12 protein-coding genes are annotated in these 17,462 nt (G+C 45.0%); 5 read left to right on the forward strand and 7 right to left on the reverse strand.

What is annotated here, in order from left to right; all coding sequences use genetic code 11:
- Positions 1–75 precede the first annotated feature (75 nt).
- Positions 76–3,312, reverse strand: a complete 3,237-nt coding sequence (locus tag LRP49_RS05420; RefSeq protein WP_274140766.1) for a hybrid sensor histidine kinase/response regulator — start codon at positions 3,310–3,312, stop codon at positions 76–78.
- A gap of 285 nt (positions 3,313–3,597) precedes the next feature.
- Between LRP49_RS05420 and LRP49_RS05425 the strand changes: the two genes are divergently transcribed.
- From LRP49_RS05425 to LRP49_RS05440, 4 genes are all read left to right on the forward strand, one after another.
- Positions 3,598–3,942 (forward strand): DUF3802 family protein, encoded by a 345-nt coding sequence (locus LRP49_RS05425; RefSeq protein ID WP_274140768.1) that lies wholly within the window; start codon positions 3,598–3,600, stop codon positions 3,940–3,942.
- 93 nt (positions 3,943–4,035) lie between these two features.
- Positions 4,036–4,752: a tRNA-uridine aminocarboxypropyltransferase gene (locus tag LRP49_RS05430; protein WP_274140770.1), complete on the forward strand. Its 717-nt coding sequence runs from the start codon at positions 4,036–4,038 to the stop codon at positions 4,750–4,752.
- Between the two features lie 151 nt (positions 4,753–4,903).
- Positions 4,904–5,815, forward strand: a complete 912-nt coding sequence (gene nagK, locus LRP49_RS05435; RefSeq protein ID WP_274140771.1) for an N-acetylglucosamine kinase — start codon at positions 4,904–4,906, stop codon at positions 5,813–5,815.
- A gap of 141 nt (positions 5,816–5,956) precedes the next feature.
- Positions 5,957–7,276, forward strand: coding sequence for a GGDEF domain-containing protein (locus LRP49_RS05440; RefSeq protein ID WP_274140772.1), 1,320 nt, complete (start codon positions 5,957–5,959; stop codon positions 7,274–7,276).
- 50 nt (positions 7,277–7,326) lie between these two features.
- Here the strand turns inward: LRP49_RS05440 and LRP49_RS05445 are convergent, their stop codons facing one another.
- The 4 genes from LRP49_RS05445 to LRP49_RS05460 all read right to left on the reverse strand — a co-directional run bounded on the left by LRP49_RS05445 (position 7,327) and on the right by LRP49_RS05460 (position 12,757).
- A complete protein-coding gene (locus tag LRP49_RS05445; protein ID WP_274140773.1) occupies positions 7,327–8,409 on the reverse strand; it encodes a ketoacyl-ACP synthase III in 1,083 nt (360 codons plus the stop codon).
- Between the two features lie 247 nt (positions 8,410–8,656).
- Positions 8,657–10,027 (reverse strand): SLC13 family permease, encoded by a 1,371-nt coding sequence (locus tag LRP49_RS05450; RefSeq protein ID WP_274140774.1) that lies wholly within the window; start codon positions 10,025–10,027, stop codon positions 8,657–8,659.
- 236 nt (positions 10,028–10,263) lie between these two features.
- Positions 10,264–10,941, reverse strand: a complete 678-nt coding sequence (locus tag LRP49_RS05455) for a SanA/YdcF family protein (RefSeq protein ID WP_274141192.1) — start codon at positions 10,939–10,941, stop codon at positions 10,264–10,266.
- Positions 10,942–11,065: 124 nt separating this feature from the next.
- A complete protein-coding gene (locus LRP49_RS05460; protein WP_274140775.1) occupies positions 11,066–12,757 on the reverse strand; it encodes an NAD-dependent malic enzyme in 1,692 nt (563 codons plus the stop codon).
- Between the two features lie 417 nt (positions 12,758–13,174).
- Between LRP49_RS05460 and LRP49_RS05465 the strand changes: the two genes are divergently transcribed.
- Positions 13,175–15,523 (forward strand): helicase-related protein, encoded by a 2,349-nt coding sequence (locus LRP49_RS05465; protein WP_274140776.1) that lies wholly within the window; start codon positions 13,175–13,177, stop codon positions 15,521–15,523.
- 62 nt (positions 15,524–15,585) lie between these two features.
- Here the strand turns inward: LRP49_RS05465 and LRP49_RS05470 are convergent, their stop codons facing one another.
- Both LRP49_RS05470 and LRP49_RS05475 read right to left on the reverse strand, forming a co-directional pair.
- The gene (locus LRP49_RS05470; protein WP_274140778.1) at positions 15,586–16,068 is read right to left on the reverse strand and encodes a YajQ family cyclic di-GMP-binding protein; all 483 of its coding nucleotides are present in this window, start codon (positions 16,066–16,068) and stop codon (positions 15,586–15,588) included.
- 42 nt (positions 16,069–16,110) lie between these two features.
- The gene (locus LRP49_RS05475) at positions 16,111–17,184 is read right to left on the reverse strand and encodes a 3-deoxy-7-phosphoheptulonate synthase (RefSeq protein WP_274140779.1); all 1,074 of its coding nucleotides are present in this window, start codon (positions 17,182–17,184) and stop codon (positions 16,111–16,113) included.
- Positions 17,185–17,462 lie beyond the last annotated feature (278 nt).

Raw genomic sequence — 17,462 nt, forward strand, 5'->3', positions numbered from 1 at the left:
AAGGGAGAGCGACGCATAAATGTACGTCGCGTATATGATTTTTAGCGATTTCCAATAGTCGGATTAAGTAAAAAACTAATTAGCACTTTCTTTGGCTAACTCCTCTTTCAATTCTTTTTGTTTTTTCTCAATCGCAGCGATCGACATTGTGAGTTCGATGCCGAGTTTTATTAAGGCTCTTCCTACACAGTTGTCCTGTTCTGAGCTGGCTTTTTCTATTTCAAAACAGATGTCTGAAAGGGCTCTTGCACCAATACTGCGTGAGGATGTCTTGAGTTTGTGAGACGATGCTTTCAGTTTCTCAAAGTTGAAGGGAGCCGATGAATTAGAAAGCTCCCGAAGTTCGGGTAAGCAGTGATGGTTAAACTGCTCCAGTACATCAAAGTACGTCTCTTTGTCACCCCAGAACAATTTCTCAAGCACTTCAGGCTCAAGCTCTGTATTTTTTTCAGACGTAATGTCCGTCAACGGTTTTGCATAGACGCTAATGATTCTGTCTGGGCCTACTTTTGGCGAGTCGTAAGGTTTTGTTTGTGATATCCATTTATCGAGAACGGATTGGATCACATCTATTTCGACAGGTTTAGCAATGAAATCATTCATGCCAGTTTCAATACAACGTTCAGCTTCGCCAACTAGTGCATTTGCGGTTAAAGCAATAATAGGGACAAATTCCCCGCGTTCAGTTTGAATGTCACGAATGGCTTTTGTCAGTTCATAGCCATCCATGACTGGCATGTGACAGTCAGTTAAGACCAAAGAGAAAGCTTCTTTACGGTAAGCTCGCAAGGCTTCTTGGCCGTCAGCGGTCATCACTACGCTGTAACCTAAGTAGGTCAGCTGTTTTTCTATCACCACCTGGTTAGTAACGTTATCCTCAGCCACTAGGATCGTGCCGCTGTTGCAGTTAGTCCGCTCTATAAAGTCTTCTTTTCCTTTCGTATCCAGCGCAGGGTAATCAGGACTCTCCATACCTACGCAAATACGCAGGCCACTAAGCAGCGTAGACAGCTTAAGTGGAGATGCATAGATGGCAAATACATCAATACCGCCATAACGTCTAACGGGTAAAGACATATTCAGTTCGAGGTAGCGAATATCTGAACTCTTTGTCTGGTTAGGCGGCATGAGCTGTCGAGTGCGTAAATAATCGCGACAAACGATGACGTATTTTTTATCTGGGTCTTTGAACGATTCAGTATGTAAGCTTTCTAGGCCGACTTGGCTATGAGGGATGTCTAGCTCCCTTAAATACGCATCAATACTGGACTTCAGTGCGCCGTTTTCCAACGTGTTAATACAAACAACGTGTTGAAGTGATTTCGCTGCAGCATTGAGCACTTCTATTTTGCAATTTTCCGGTGTGTTGATTTCTTCTTCACGCTCAAGGGTAAAGGAAACGGTAAACGTCGCTCCGATACCTTCTTCACTTGACGCTTCGATCTTTCCTCCCATCAGCGTTGCAATATTCTGACAAATGGCAAGACCGAGACCGGAGCCCCCGAAACGTCGTGTCGTGGAGTATTCTGCTTGAGTGAAAGGTTTAAAAATGGCTTGCAGTTTATCTTTACTTATTCCGATGCCATTGTCTTTTATCGCGATTGAAAGTACGTGTTTTCCTCCTGTCACCGTGTTGGCATTAATTGATACATGCACTTCACCACGATGAGGTTGACCACCTGAGAACTTAATGCCGTTACCGATCAGGTTATACAATATTTGGCGAATTCGTGTTGGGTCCCCCAGAAGCGATGAAGGGACTTTAGGATGGACATAAAGAATTAGAGATACGTTCTTTTCACTGGCTTCACTGGCTAAATTGTCCATGACTAACTCAGCAATGCTTCTCACGCAAAGTGGTACTTTGTCGATACGCATTTTGCCCGCTTCAATGCGCGAAAAGTCGAGGATATCGTTAATGATTGCCAGTAGGGAGAGTGCAGACTCTCGAACTGTAGTGGTGACGCTTAGTTGGGTGGCATTTAAATTGGAACGACGAAGTATGTCAATCATGCCAATAACACCATTCATCGGTGTTCGGATTTCGTGGCTCATTGCGGCAAGAAACTGTGCTTTTGCTTTTGATGCGGACTCCGCACGCTCTTTTTGATACAGCAACTGTTCTCTTGCTTGGTTCCTCGAAATGATGTGATCTCTAAATGAGCTAAGCGCGTGAGATATCTGACCGACCTCATCAGAACGATCTTTGTAGTGAATTGGAATTTCCGTGTTTCCGTCGGAAAGCTTAAGCATCGTGTCTGCCAGCCTCGCAATGGGCTGGGTGACTTTTTTGTAGATGTATACCGTCAACGCAACGCTGGAAAGAATCATAACGGCAAACAATGCAAAAAACGTTAACTGATTCGTTTTAAGAATCTTGTGCAGTCCAGCCATGGAGTTTGCAGCTCTAAAGCTTGTCTCACGAGAGAATTCTGTAAGGCTTGCTTCCAACTCCTTGTACTCACCGTCATTTATGCGCCTTAGGGTGGTTGTCACTGATTCTTTGTCGCTAGGGTCGTAACGGTCAAGAATGAAATTTATGCGAGAAATCAACCCTTGGCTTAATTGGCGGATGTGCTTAAGTTGCTCAGACTCTTCTTTATTGTATGTGTTGTTAATTAGGTAGTTTAGTGAGTTGTGAAAGCTACTTTCGTTTTGTGCAAACTCATGGCGACTCGCTGATGTATTGCTGAGGTAGTAAAACAAAAAACCAACCATGTCGTCGGCTTCTTCTTTCAAGAGCAAATAATGATAACGTCTTTGATGCATGTCCAAACGAACGTCTTGATTATTGTTTTGATACAGCAGTTGAATGGCTTCGTCGAGTTCTGGAGCAAGGAGGGTTGTTATCGTTCGTTTCTCTACCATGGCCCATTTCTCAAGGGTCGGGTCGAACGCTTGTATTATTCCAAGATCAATTTTACGGACGAACGTGTTGTAGTTTTCTGTGATGCGTTTTAGATGCCCAGAGTTGGTTCCGTGAATTCGCCTTAATTCCCCTAAGGATGCATCAAATTGGTTTTTGTTGTAATGATAGGAATCGAGCGATTCAGGTTCGCCTAAAGCAAAGCTAAACATACTACGGTTCATTTCACCGGCATATCTGAGCATAGAAACGGACAGCAGGGCACTGGGGATTTCTAGCTTGCTGGTCTTCGTGGTGTCAGCACTCGCACTATCGTGCATGACATAAGCAGAAACTGCCAGAGCCATTGCTATCAGGGTCATTAAGCCCATGATCAGGCCGACTTTACCAACAATACTTTTTGGGAACGGAAACTGATTAGCGCGTTCTATCCTTCGCTCTCTCATTACTCATCCTTGAACTACATCTTAAATTCGCGCGTGAGTGTTTCACGAGCTGTCGCTGCGAGATGCTTTTGAATATCGTTTTAAATGGGCTTTTTTTTGGAAAAGCGTCGCGGCGTATTTTAGAAAAACCAGCGTGTCTCAGCAGGGAACTTATACTGTAGTCCTGAGTGTATCAAAAAGGGCACTAAAGATTTAAAAAAGTGACATGCGACGTAATAATGGGTGTTAATATGCAATTAAAGGCAATAGAATTGTTTAAAGACCTTTCGTGTTTTGGAGAGATAAATGGTTGTTGAATCAGATGGGTACGCTGCTCTAATCGAGTACTTTGTTGATAACTTATCCGTCTTCTCATCGCAGGATCAGAAAGTGGGCTCTGAGACTATCGATGAGTTGGTTCATGAGCTAGTCGCTAGCGAAATCATGGCAATCTGCGATCAAAACAAAGGAATGCCTCAATCCATGAGATTTGAGGTCATGAGTGAAGCAGACAAAATTGTCGCAGATCTCGAAGAGGTATTAAGCTCCGTATGGAACCAAAAACCGACGTTTAAGCAAGTTTCTGTGCTCGAGGAGTACATTGGTCTTGTCAAAAACTTGTTTGATGCGGCTGTCTCAGAGTGTGTTTAAAAACAGCGTTTAGTTACTCCTACTTCGCATAACGCTTGCACCTTAATCATCCCCGATTACAATGCGTCTTTACATTTTTAGTAGACGCATTTCATGAAACTTCACGCCGTACATCACCTTTATGACAAACGCCTTGCAGCTTCAACGAAGCCTTTTCGAGCGCGTGGCGCAAGTGTTGAACGATGCAAGTTATGCATGTTGGTGAAGCCTCTTTGTGTCTGTAAAGAAAAAGTGACTTTCGACACGTACTCTGGTTTTTTGCTCGTTATGTATGATGACGAAGTATTAAAGCCGAGCAATACAGGACGGTTAATCGCTGATACTGTCAACGATACATTCGCTTATATCTGGTCTCGAACTGAGCCAAATGAAGAAATGCTTGCGTTGGTTCAAGACCCGAAATGGCAACCTTTTGTTGTTTTCCCTGCTCAATATGCGGAAGAAAATCGTGTTGTGTCTTCAGTGAGTACTCCTGAAGGGAAAAGGCCGTTGTTTATTATGATTGACGGTACGTGGAGTGAGGCAAAGAAAATCTTTAGAAAAAGTCCGTGGATGGCTGACTTTCCTGTACTGAGCATTAAGTCAACAGAAAGCTCTCGATATGGTGTGAGAGAGGCGTCTGGGGAAAGCCAACTTGCAACAGCAGAGGTGGCAGCAAAAGTATTAGCGTTGGCTGGAGACACCGTCGCTAGCGAGTGTTTGGATGCTTGGTTTGATGTTTTCAGAGAGCACTATCTGACTGGGAAGCGACAGAAAACACTGCCTATTCCCGGTGCGCTTGATCGTTATCGAGAGACGGCCAAGATATAGTTTGGTGACATTTTGCGATCTGTGCATCATTTGCGAGGGCGTTAGGCGGATATTCAAAGAGGGACTTTGTCTTGTATCACATTCAATTCCCTCATAAAACGCGATAATGCGCACATCATAAAATATGCGTTTAGGAACAATGGAGTAAAGGATGTATTACGGCTTTGACGTGGGCGGTACAAAAATTGAGTTTGGTGCGTTTGACGAAAAACTGGTTCGTCAGGCCACAGAGCGTGTACCAACGCCGGGCGACGACTACCCAAAGCTAATCGAAATCCTCGCGGGTTTGGTGGCAAAATACGACAGTCAGTTTGGCTGTGAAGGCACTGTTGGTATTGGTATCCCTGGTATCGAAAAAGCAGAAGATGGCACAGTGCTGACGGTTAACGTTCCTGCAGCGAAAGGACAAACACTCCGTGCTGATCTGGAAGCAAAGATTGGCCGCAAGGTAGCACTAAACAACGATGCAAACTGTTTTGCACTCTCTGAAGCTTGGGATGAAGAACTGCAAGATGAGAGTCTGGTTCTTGGTCTGATTCTGGGAACGGGGTTTGGCGGTGGCATCGTTGTTGATGGCACTGTTGTTTCAGGGAAAAATAATGTGGCTGGTGAACTAGGCCACATGCGTATGCCAATTGATGCGTGGCTTCAGTTGGGTGAAAACGCACCTATTTTTGATTGCGGTTGTGAGAAGAAGGGTTGTATTGATAATTACCTTTCAGGTCGCGGCTTTGAAATGCTTTATACGCATTTCTATGGTGAAAGTAAAAAAGCGATAGAAATCATCAATGCGTTCTATGAAGGTGAAGACAACGCAACAAAGTTTGTCGACAACTATATGGAAATGCTTGCGATGGTATTCGGTGGTATGTTTACAGGTATTGACCCAGATGTTGTTGTGTTGGGCGGTGGCCTTTCCAACTTCGATTATATCTATGAAGAAATGCCAAAACGCGTGCCTAAGTATCTTCTTTCTATTGCAAACCCACCAAAAATCATGAAAGCCAAACATGGCGATTCTGGTGGTGTTCGCGGTGCAGCGTTTTTAAATATCAAACGTTAACCAAGATAGAGATGTCAGCGAAGGCATAGCCTTCGCTGAATACAGTGCGCGTTGATTGGGGGGTAGGGTTGTTAATAAAGCTTTAAACAAGAAGTAGCAGCCTTAGAGTAGTATCAACTTAGAAAACATCTGTTGGTTAGTTTGAATCAGAATTTTTCTCGAACTGTGTTCGTCTTATTTGTTCTTGCGTTTTTCTCTCTCGCGTCTGTCACTTGGTTTTATGCTGGTGGCGCGCGTTCAGAATACGTTATATCTCCTTCCGATTATCATTTCCGTTATATTGATGACACTCCCAGTGGAGGAGATACGTTAGGTACGGTGTCAAAGAGTGCCGACGGAAAAGGCGCAGTGTTGGCGTGTACCTTGGGAGAGAGGTATAAATGGCCTTATTGTGAAATAGCAATAAGCCTCACCAAAAAAGTCCAAAATGGCATCGATCTGTCCAATTACCATTCCATGGTCATTGAGGCAGCCTATAAAGCACCGGCTCCAGACCAGCGGCTACGTGTTTACCTTCGAAACTACAACGAAGAATACTCTAATACTCACGATCCTGTTTCATTGAAATTCAATGGCATAGAATATGCGCCTACAGAGACAATGAGCGAGTTTGTTCTCCCTTTAAATTCGTTCCAAGTGCTGTCATGGTGGATTTCTGACTTGGCGGTTCCTCTCGAACATGCAGGACCTGAGCTCGACAATATTTCTTTGATTGAAATCGCAACGGGGAGTGCACCAATCATCGGTGACCACACGCTAACAATAAAAAGTATTCGCTTCGAAGGTTTAATGGTGACGGAGGCTGATTTATTCCGCACGCTAACATTTATGTGGATGAGTGTGGTGATGATTATTCTGACGGTCAAATATTGGCAAAGCAGAGCGACGTATAGATTAGAGAGGCGTCGTGCTGACAAACTAAAGAAAATCAATTCATCACTGAGGCAACAAAGCGAAACCCTTTCGGTACTGGCTACAACGGATGCATTGACGGGGTTAAGAAACCGAACGGAAATATACCCAGTACTTAATAAGCACCTCAAAGCGGCGAATAAACAGGTCTGTTCGGCATTGTGTTTAGATCTGGATCACTTCAAAGCAGTGAACGATAATTTTGGTCATGACATGGGTGATCAATTGCTCGTTGCAACAGCCCAGATTTTGCGCGATGCGACATCCACGAACGACATCGTAGTCAGGTGGGGAGGTGAAGAGTTTGTTATTTTCTGCCCGACAAGAAATCTAGCGCAAGCAACCTTTTTAGCTGAAAAGATTCGTTATTCGTTTGAAAATTTCAATTGGCCACATGGTGAGTCGATGACGTGTAGTGTGGGTGTGGCTTCAACAACTGACCATAATCTTGCAGAGTTAATTGCTGACGCAGATGATGCGCTTTATCAGGCCAAGCAATCAGGACGTAATCGCGTTGAAGTCCATATGGCTGAGCATGTTGGGTCATAAATAAATAGCAGCAGTAATAAAGAAGAAAAGGCAGCGAAAGCTGCCTTTTTTTATTTGTTCGCGTTCTCGTTGCAGTGCCTGACGGCATCCTCAAGAAGCTCTAGTGCGGTTTTACCCACTTCCGGTAGTTCAGCGTCAGTCGTGGAAATTGGCGTTGTACGTGACCCCCAACGGATAATACCAGCACCCCAAGTCAGACCTGCACCGAATGCGGCTAGTAGCAGTGTGCTGTTTGGTTTTACCGCACCTTCTTCGACGGCTTCACAAAGGGCGATAGGGATCGTGGCAGCAGATGTATTTCCGTATTTGTGAATATTGATGAAGGCTTTATCAAGCGGAATTTTTGCATGATCACACAACGCTTCAATAATGCGTTTATTGGCTTGGTGAGGAACAACAAGGTCAATATCTTCTGGTGTCATGTTTGAGCGCGTTAACACAGATCCCGCGGCAGAGCCCATACCTTTGACTGCGCGCTTAAAGATTTCTCTGCCAACGAAATTGAAATCAAAATAGCCATTGTCTTGATCAAAGCGTGCCATTGCGGTGCCGAATTTCGGAACAGCAAGTACGTCGCGGCCTTCAGCGTCACAGCCCAATTTGGCTTCAAGCAAACCAACTGTTTCTTCTGAACGACTAACGACAACAGCTCCCGCGCCATCACCAAATAACACGGCTGTGTCTCTTTTGCTCCAGTCCAAGTACCAACTTAGTCGCTCAGCACCAATAACAACAGCATGTTGATAGGCGCCCGCTTGAATCATGCGAGTTGCCGTTTCTAAAGCGTAAAGGAAGCCCGTACATGCTGCGTTCAAGTCAAATGCTGCAGCGTTCACAGCACCCAGTTCAAGTTGAACCTTGGATGCAATATTCGGAATAAGAGTGTCTGGAGAGCAGGTCGCAACAATAACAAGATTAACATCTTCTGGGTTAACACCTGCAGCGGCCAATGCTCGCTTTGCAGCAACGGTAGACATATCAGAGGTATTTACATGGCTTATCCTCCTTGCCTTTATGCCCGTTCGGCTAGAAATCCATTCATCAGAGGTTTCAATAATAGTACTGAGGTCGTCATTAGTTAATTCAGCTGGTGGTAGGCATTTTCCCCAGCCAGTAATTTCTGCGTATGGCATGAGCTTCTCTTATCGTTGTTATTGAAAATTTAGTGTACCCGTGAAACAGGTATGAAACAAACGATGAGGCCATGTATCTAACTTTGCTCAAAAAAATTAACGAGGGATAATTTCGTTTAAAACAGAAATGATCAAACAAAAAGGATAGCCGTTGCGAGAAGGACAATAGTGAAGTCGTTAGCGGATTATAAAGGCAAGATAAAGCCGCATAACCAATGAGGCATGCGGCTTTAGTTTCAGCGGATGTTTACCAGAAGATCCATGCAAACATCGACAGAACTACGATTGCAAGTGCGTTTAGGTAAAAGCCTGCTCGCATCATTTCTGATTGCTGAATATGACCTGAGCCAAACACAATGGCGTTTGGTGGTGTGGCGACTGGCAACATAAAGGCACAAGATGCCGCAACAGCAATTAGTGCTGATAGCACGACAGGAGATACGCCTAATGCTTCTGCAACTGTGGCAAATACAGGTACTAACAACGCAGCACTTGCTGTGTTACTTGCAAACTCGGTAAGGAAGACAACGAACGCAACAACAGTTAGCAGTGTAAAGAAGATACCAGCAGAGGACAGAAATGTACTTAGAGATTCGGCAAGGAAAACGCTCGTACCCGTCGCTTTCAGTACATTGCTAAGACATAGGCCACCACCAAAGAGCAACAGAACACCCCAATCGGTCGTCTTTTCTATGTCTTTCCATTTAACAACGCGTGTAGCACCTAGCAAAACAATGGCGGAGAGAGCAACCAGCGAGTCAAATTTACTGAGTCCACCCAGCATTTGGTTTATAGGCTTACTGAAGATCCAACAAAATACAGTGAACGCGAAAATCGCAAGCGTAAGGCGTCTTTCGTTTGTCCATTCGATGGGCTTGTGGTCAAGCTCGAAGGTATGGTTAAGGTTTGGCTTGGTGATGAAATACAAAAGTGCAACGGCCAACGGCATTAGCGTGATAGTAATAGGAAGTCCTAAGGCCATCCATTCGGCAAAATTAAGCCCCGTTTCAGCCGCAGCAATCGCATTTGGAGGGCTGCCAACTATAGTGGCAATCCCGCCGATGCTGGCACAATAGGCGACACCAAGTAAAACAAAAACGTAGGTTCCGCGTTCTGATTTAGCATTTACCTTACTTAGCACACCCAGCACGAGTGGTAGCATCATTGCCGTGGTTGCGGTATTCGAAATCCACATGGATAAACCTGCTGTCACGCCAAATAGCATAAAGACAGCGACGCTCATTTTTCCTTTCGCGACGACGAGAACTTTATCAGCAATCGCTTGATCGAGCTTTTGTACGTGCAATGCAGCTGCAAGTGCAAAGCCACCAAGGAAAAGAAAAATGATTGGATTTGCAAAATTGGCCAATGCAGCTGGCGTTTTAAATACGCCGAGACCAACCGCAATCAAAGGAACAAGCAATGCTGTGATGCTGACGTGCAATGCTTCGGTAAGCCAAAGTATGGCGATAAAAACCAGTAGGCTTAGTCCGATGACGACGTCATTTTCATAAGGTAAGAAATTGTAGAGTAGGGTAAAGAGTATTATGTCGGCGATAAGAATCAGGCTATTTCGATTCAACAGCCAATCTCGAACCGCAAGAGTTAGTGCTGTCATAGTGACTTCCTCAAAAAGTGTAGGGTATGGTTTTCGTTAATTATTTGTTTAACGTCGAGGGGTATTATTGCGGTTATTTGTTAATTGAAAATGGCGAAAACGCACAATATTAACGGTGTGTTACATGAATGTTTTGAATTGAGATGTGTCATTTTTTAAATGGGTGTAAAACCACCCATTATTTATAGTGACGACAGCGAAGCTGTCTTTATTTGGCTCGATAAATCGCGTTGTGACTAGTCTATTTGTGGATCTTGTGCGGTGTTTACTGGCTCAACGAGGATTGATTCTTTTGGTCCCAGAAACTTTGGTTGCTTGTTTAAAACGTAAATATCCAGCACGGCTTTGACACGAGCGAGTGTCTCTCTGGCTCGAATTTTCAAACCTGATAATCCAGAAGGGCTAGGAACGGCCAAGCAGATTGCATCAATATTGTAGAAATCAGCAATGAACAGTGCGCGTTCGCAATGGAACGCCTGTGTAACGAGTGTGAATTCGTCGGCATCAAATACACGTTTGGCACGAATGATGGAATCGAGCGTACGAAAACCGGCATAGTCGAGAAAAATACGATCCTCGGGAATGCCAGCTTGAAGCATGTCGCGTTTCATTGTCCACGGTTCGTTGTAAGAACGATGTGCATTGTCACCACTTAGGAGTAACACGTCGACTTTGTTTTCCTGATAGAGACGCTGAGCAGCTTCAATTCGATAGGTGTAATAGGGGTTTCGTGTTCTACCAATGTATTTACTTGTACCCAGTACCAAGCCGATATGGCGTTGAGGGATTTGATCGATAGACGTATAGATGCGATCGGATGCTTTTATCGTGACCCACAAGTCCATCCCCACAATGGTGGTGATTGAAAGGATGAGAAAAGCACAGATGGCTATTAAAACTTTTCGCAATGACATCTCAACAAGAAAGGCATTAAAATTGCGGAGAACCAGCAGGTTATACGAAAATGAACGAAATAACAAAAAGAACCTCCGCCCATTTTATAAAGCGGAGGTTCAGTATGCTATCCGAACTGATAGGTTAGAAGGACGTACGCTTATATTGACGGTACTTAGGTTGCCAGAAGATCGCGTCAATACGTTCTAGGAGAGCATCCTCAGTCAATTCAAGTGCCACACCCTGTTCAATAGCCTTCTTGGCAACGGCTAACGCAATGTGTCGAGAAACGTTTTGGATCTCTTCCAGTGCAGGCAGAAGCGGACCACGGCCAAATTTGGCGAGAGGTGAACACTCAGCAAGCGCACGGCTTGATTCCATTAGCATTTCATTGGTGACGCGTTTCGCTTCCACCGCCAATACACCTAATCCAATACCTGGGAAGATGTAACTGTTGTTACATTGTGCGATGGTGAACGTCTTACCACCGTCAAGTACGACTGGCTCAAACGGGCTACCCGTTGCTACCAAAGCGTCACCGTTGGTCCAGCGCAGAATGTCAAACGGCGTGGCTTCTACACGACTTGTCGGGTTAGAAAGCGGGAATACGATTGGGCGTTCACAATGCGAGTGCATAGCTTTAATGATTTCTTCGCTGAAAAGACCCGGCGCACCAGATACACCGATCAACACGGTCGGTTTAGCGTTGTTGACCACGTCTAGCAGTGAAATGTTTTGGTCAGCCAGTTCCCAGTTTTTGATGCTTTTTGATTTCTGTACCAGCTTTTGTTGGAAATCTAACAAGTTTGGCATTGCATCGATCAGCAAGCCCCAGCGGTCGACCATAAATACGCGTGCACGGGCTTCTGCGTCACTAATTCCTTCCGCAACCATCTGCGCAATAATTGCTTCAGCGATACCACAGCCCGCTGAGCCTGCACCAAGGAAAGTGATGCGTTGTTCAGAAAGTTTTGTGCCGGCCGCTTTGCATGCCGCTATCAATGAACCAACGGTGACCGCAGCAGTACCTTGGATATCGTCGTTAAAACAACATACGCGGTCTTTGTAGCGCTCAAGGATTGGCATTGCGTTCTTCTGTGCGAAGTCTTCGAATTGGATCAACGCATCTGGCCAGCGACGTTGCACTGCTTGAATAAACTCTTCGATGAAATCGTCATATTCTGGGCCAGAAATACGCGTATGGCGCCAACCCATGTACATAGGGTCCGATAGACGTTGAGGGTTGTTGGTGCCAACATCGAGTACGATTGGAAGCGTATACGCTGGGCTGATGCCGCCACATGCGGTGTATAGCGACAGTTTACCGATTGGAATGCCCATACCACCAATGCCCTGATCGCCAAGACCAAGAATGCGCTCACCGTCTGTAACAACGATGACTTTTACGTTGTGGCGAGATGCATTGTTTAACATCTCATCAATACGGAAACGGTTTGGGTAGGAAATAAACAGACCACGACCACGGCGGTAAATTTCAGAAAAGTTTTCACATGCAGCACCGACAGTCGGTGTATAGATGATTGGCATCATCTCTGTGATGTGGTTATTCACCAGTCGATAAAACAGTGTCTCGTTAGTATCTTGAATATTTCTGAGGTAAATGTGCTTGTCCATGTCATTGTCGAAGCGCATGTACTGCTTGTATGCACGTTCTGCCTGTTCTTCGATTGACTCAATCGCTTCAGGCAGCAGACCCTCAAGGTTAAAAAACATGCGCTCTTCAACGGAGAAGGCACTGCCTTTATTCAATAGAGGGGTTTCAAGTAAAGCGGGCCCTGCGTAAGGGAGATATAGCGGACGTTTTTGATTATGCATGGATGACAGCAACTCAATCTAATTCAGTTCAATGGACGGGCAAATACAATTCAATATTAACATGGGAGAATTGCACTAAGAGTGTAGTGTTGTTGGGCTTAGGGATTCAAGGTGAAAATGGTATTAAAACCCTAGGCTTGTCAAAATAGTGATGTTACCCAATATTGACGGGTGGATTACGACACATTTGTACAAAATACAAATTTATTATTAACGTGGTTTTAAATATAACCCTAAGAAATAATTGTGAATTTTGTTGCGTAATGCGATGAGATTTAAACGTATGTGATCCTATACGTTTTCCGTTTATTTACGCGCAAATCAGCAATGAAATCGCGCGTGTTCAGGTAGTTTGGGTATAACCATGAATATTCGTTTAGACTAAGCCAATCTGACTTCATCTGTATTTACGTAGTAATGATAACACCAACCCCGATAACGCTTCCTATTGATGCGCTTAAAAGCGACGTCGAAAAGGTAATAAAAAAGAATAATATCATCGTCCAAGCGGATACAGGAACGGGAAAATCCACAAGACTCCCAGTGTGGGCAATGGCTCTGGGGAAAGTCCTCGTTGTTGAGCCAAGACGTGTTGCTTGTACGTCGCTGGCTGCGTTCGTCGCAAAGACGATAGACAGTGAAATAGGGGAACGCGTGGGTTACGCCATTAAGTTCGATTATCGCTTTGATGAGTCGACCAACATTGTGTTTGCCACACCGGGGGTCGTTCTTCGCTGGTTTGCTGAAAATCAATTGGCGCAGTTTGATGTTGTGATGATCGATGAATTTCATGAAAGACGTGCCGAAACAGATTTATTGGCGGCTCTTCTAATCAAGCATGACAAGCACCGCCTGCTTATTACTTCAGCCACCTTAGACAGTGAGAAGCTTGCGGGTTACTTTTCTGCTGACGTGATAAAAGCAAACGCCAAGAGTTACGGTGTCACTGTTAATTGCCATTCTCGTGATACGCAGTCAACCCCAACGGGGAGGGACTTAGAGCAACGCCTTCTTCCTGTCGCCCAAAACGCGATAGCCCGGGGAGGCGATATATTGGTCTTTTTGCCTGGTAAGAAAGAAATTAGTTCATGCCAAAGTCTGTTAAAGCACTTAGACGCTGACATTATTCCTCTACATGCTTCGGCGTCAGAAAGCGACAGGAAACGGGCTTTAGAAATCGGCGAAAGACAACGGGTTGTTTTGGCCACGAATGTTGCTGAAACGTCGTTAACCATTCCTGGTGTTGTAACGGTAATCGATACAGGCTTAGAGCGACGAACGCACCAGAGGAATGGCCGCACGGCATTAGCATTGCACGCTATCTCTCAAGCAAGCGCGAAACAACGGGCGGGTCGAGCCGGTCGGATTACGGCAGGCTTTTGCGAAAAACTCTATGGTGAGCATGCACCATTAGAACTTTTTACGCCACCGGAACTAGAGCGTGAAGATCTGATTGAAACAATGTTGGCAGCGGCGTGTTGTGGCGTTAGGTTGGATGAATTGGCATTTTTATCCCCGCTTCCCTCGAAATCGTTGACGTCGGCAGAAGCACGCCTGATTGGCATGCGTGCAATCGATGATAAGGGGAACGTGACAGAGCATGGTCGCCTGCTTTATCCATTGCCGATCGATTCACTGTTTGCTCACCTGATTACTGGCATGAGAACCAAAAGCAATCGAGAGGCGATGTGCGATCTTGCTGCGATTTTGCAAACGCCGATGCGGGTTTGGCAGCGACAGAGCGGCGATTTGGCGTTAGATGCATACAAAGACTGGAATCGCAATGTGTGTGACGTTGTCACATCAATTGCGGTAATCCGAGGTGAACAACCTGATGAAGTACTGGTTGATTCTCTGGCTTTAAACGAAGCACGAGTTTTGAGCGCATCATTACGCGAAGCATTGGGACTGCCGCAATGGGAAGTCGCTTCGCGTTTCGATCGCGAGGCTTTTCTTCGCAACGTCATCGAAATTTCTCCTGAGTTGGTGTTTGTGCGTCGAGAGCGTCGGCAGCAAGCCTTCGGTAACGGGATCAGTGAAGTTGTGTTGAGTCGTGACAGTGATTTCCCTGATACCCCACAATCTGCGATTGTATTCGATCAGTTTCATCTTGCCGGTAAGGGAAGCAAGCAAACAACCTCTTATGCAACATGCCTAGCACCGATCCCCTTTAACTGGATTTCTGATGCAGATCTGGGCATTTGGGAAGTGATTGAGCACCAAGAGATTGATGGTATGATCCTTGACAGCAAACAGAGAGTGTATGCTGGAAGAATTATTGAAACCGTTCAGCAGGAGTCTGAAGGCGACGGATTAATACATGCGATGTGCCAACAAATACTAAACGGTGAATTGTTTCCCGGTGTTGGAGATCGTATTAGTGATGATGTCGCATATTGGAACTTGTATCAGCAATTCGAAGCAATCACACCCGAGCCGAATATTGAAGCAGCAACATGGTTATGTGACCGTTTAAGAACACTGGGCATTGAATCTCAAGACGATGTTGAGTTAATCGACGGCGAGGATTTGATGTTCGATGGGGTACCTGAGTGGGAGCTTAAAGACTTTGTCGAGAAATACCCGCTACGTTTGGTATTGGCTGATTTGCATCTTTCGGTGGAATACAACAAGTTAAAACGAACAGTTATCGTACATCATGTGAAAGGCAGCAGAAAAGATGGGCCAAAACGTTGGGAGTTGCCGCCGTGGAAGGGTTGGAAAATCCAATACAAGAAAGCAAGCCGTGTCATTACGGTGACTTAAACCTAGCACCTATAAAAGTAAAAACGCCCCGTATGGGGCGTTTTTCGTCGAAAGTTCGGCGATTAGTCGCGGAAGTTTTCGAACTGGAATGGCTGGCCTAGGTCGGCTTCACGAATCAACTGCATTACTTGCTGCAGGTCATCGCGTTTTTTACCTGTCACGCGAACTTGTTCGCCTTGGATCTGTGCCTGAACCTTAATTTTCGCGTCTTTGATCAGTTTAACGATTTTCTTCGCGACTGTGGTTTCAATACCATTTTTGAAGTGAACATCTGCGTAGCAGTTTTTACCTGAGTACACGTAGTCTTTAGGTTCCATTGAGCGTGCATCTACGCCACGCTTTGCAAGGTTACCACGCAAGATTTCCATCAACTGATTCACTTGGAAATCTGACTCAGAGGAAACTTTTACAACTTCTTTTTTTAGTTCAAAGCTTGCTTCTACATTACGAAAGTCAAAACGAGTAGCAAGTTCACGAGTTGAGTTGTCTACAGCGTTACCTAGTTCTACGCTGTCAATTTCTGACACGATATCAAAAGAAGGCATTGGCTTTTCCTGATTATTACCTGAAAAATTAATCGAATAGTATCACAGAGCGGCTGCTTTGCCATTGCGCTGTGATACAGCATCAGAAAGCATTTTGAGCATAGTCTCTGTATCTTCCCAGCTCAGACAAGGGTCAGTGATAGACTGGCCGTATGTCAGTGCTTCAATCTTGTCTTTATCGACCGCTTGATTTCCCTCGGTGATAAAGCTTTCCGCCATAATACCAGCAATGTAAATATCGCCGTCTACGATTTGTTGGCAAATGTCAGCAGCGACGTCCAATTGACGACGATGTTGTTTCTCACAGTTGGCATGACTAAAGTCGACAACCAAACGAGGAAAAAGATTAAATGAAGCCAGATTCTCAGCAGCATTCACGACATCTTCTCGATGATAGTTTGGTTGATGCCCACCGCGCAAAATAACGTGCCCATGTGGATTGCCGCTAGTACGGTAGATTGTCATTTGTCCTTGTTTATTTGGCGAACAGAACAAATGTGATGTTTGACTAGAACGAATAGCGTCAATCGCAATTTTAATATTGCCATCGGTGCCGTTTTTAAATCCGACAGGGCAAGATAGTGCAGAGGCCATTTCGCGGTGGATCTGAGATTCAGTTGTACGTGCACCAATCGCGCCCCACGTGACAAGATCCGCAATGTATTGGCCAGTGATCATATCAAGAAACTCAGTTGCGGTTGGCATACCGAGTTTGTTCACTTCCAAAAGGAACTGACGCGCTTTAAATAGGCCTTCTTGCAGTTTGCAACTGCCGTCTAAGTCCGGGTCGTTGATCATGCCTTTCCAGCCAACAACGGTGCGTGGCTTTTCAAAATAGGTACGCATGACAACATGTAACGTATCTTTGTGCTGATCTGCGAACGTCTTTAAGCGTGCCGCATAATCTAAGCCAGCTTTAGGGTCATGAATGGAACATGGGCCTACAACAACTAGCAGGCGATCATCGCGTCCTGTCAGAATATCTTCTGCTTGCTTGCGGGCAAGAGCAACGTGTTCGGCGACGTTATCAGTAATAGGAAACGCAGCTTCTACTTCAGCGGGTGTTGGCAGCGTGTCAACAGGTTGCGTTCTTAGTTCGTCAGTTTTAATAGGCATGGACACTGCCTTCCTTACATCAGCTTTGTTGCGAAGGCAGTAAGATAGCAAAATTTCGGTCACATAAAAGTAGCGATGTGATCTTTCATCGATTTATTCTCTTTGTTGCTTTAGTTTTGTTCGTTTAGCGGTCTGTTGCTTGAATATTGTTCCTATGTGATAGACGGGATGTAAATTTAATATTTTCACTTGTAACGATTTGATGGTGTGGGTATGTTTTGTAGTAGATGGACGAAAATCAGTCGGTTGCGTGTAACAACCTTATCGTTATCAAATAA

Source organism: Enterovibrio qingdaonensis, assembly GCF_028683135.1.
GTDB lineage: Bacteria > Pseudomonadota > Gammaproteobacteria > Enterobacterales > Vibrionaceae > Enterovibrio > Enterovibrio qingdaonensis.

Coding starts and splice junctions, on each gene's coding strand:
- LRP49_RS05420 (WP_274140766.1), bottom strand. CDS start 3,312: ATGAGAGAGCGAAGGATAGAACGCGCTAATCAGTTTCCGTTCCCAAAA.
- LRP49_RS05425 (WP_274140768.1), top strand. CDS start 3,598: ATGGTTGTTGAATCAGATGGGTACGCTGCTCTAATCGAGTACTTTGTT.
- LRP49_RS05430 (WP_274140770.1), top strand. CDS start 4,036: ATGAAACTTCACGCCGTACATCACCTTTATGACAAACGCCTTGCAGCT.
- nagK (WP_274140771.1), top strand. CDS start 4,904: ATGTATTACGGCTTTGACGTGGGCGGTACAAAAATTGAGTTTGGTGCG.
- LRP49_RS05445 (WP_274140773.1), bottom strand. CDS start 8,409: ATGCCATACGCAGAAATTACTGGCTGGGGAAAATGCCTACCACCAGCT.
- LRP49_RS05450 (WP_274140774.1), bottom strand. CDS start 10,027: ATGACAGCACTAACTCTTGCGGTTCGAGATTGGCTGTTGAATCGAAAT.
- LRP49_RS05455 (WP_274141192.1), bottom strand. CDS start 10,941: ATGTCATTGCGAAAAGTTTTAATAGCCATCTGTGCTTTTCTCATCCTT.
- LRP49_RS05460 (WP_274140775.1), bottom strand. CDS start 12,757: ATGCATAATCAAAAACGTCCGCTATATCTCCCTTACGCAGGGCCCGCT.
- LRP49_RS05465 (WP_274140776.1), top strand. CDS start 13,175: ATGATAACACCAACCCCGATAACGCTTCCTATTGATGCGCTTAAAAGC.
- LRP49_RS05470 (WP_274140778.1), bottom strand. CDS start 16,068: ATGCCTTCTTTTGATATCGTGTCAGAAATTGACAGCGTAGAACTAGGT.
- LRP49_RS05475 (WP_274140779.1), bottom strand. CDS start 17,184: ATGCCTATTAAAACTGACGAACTAAGAACGCAACCTGTTGACACGCTG.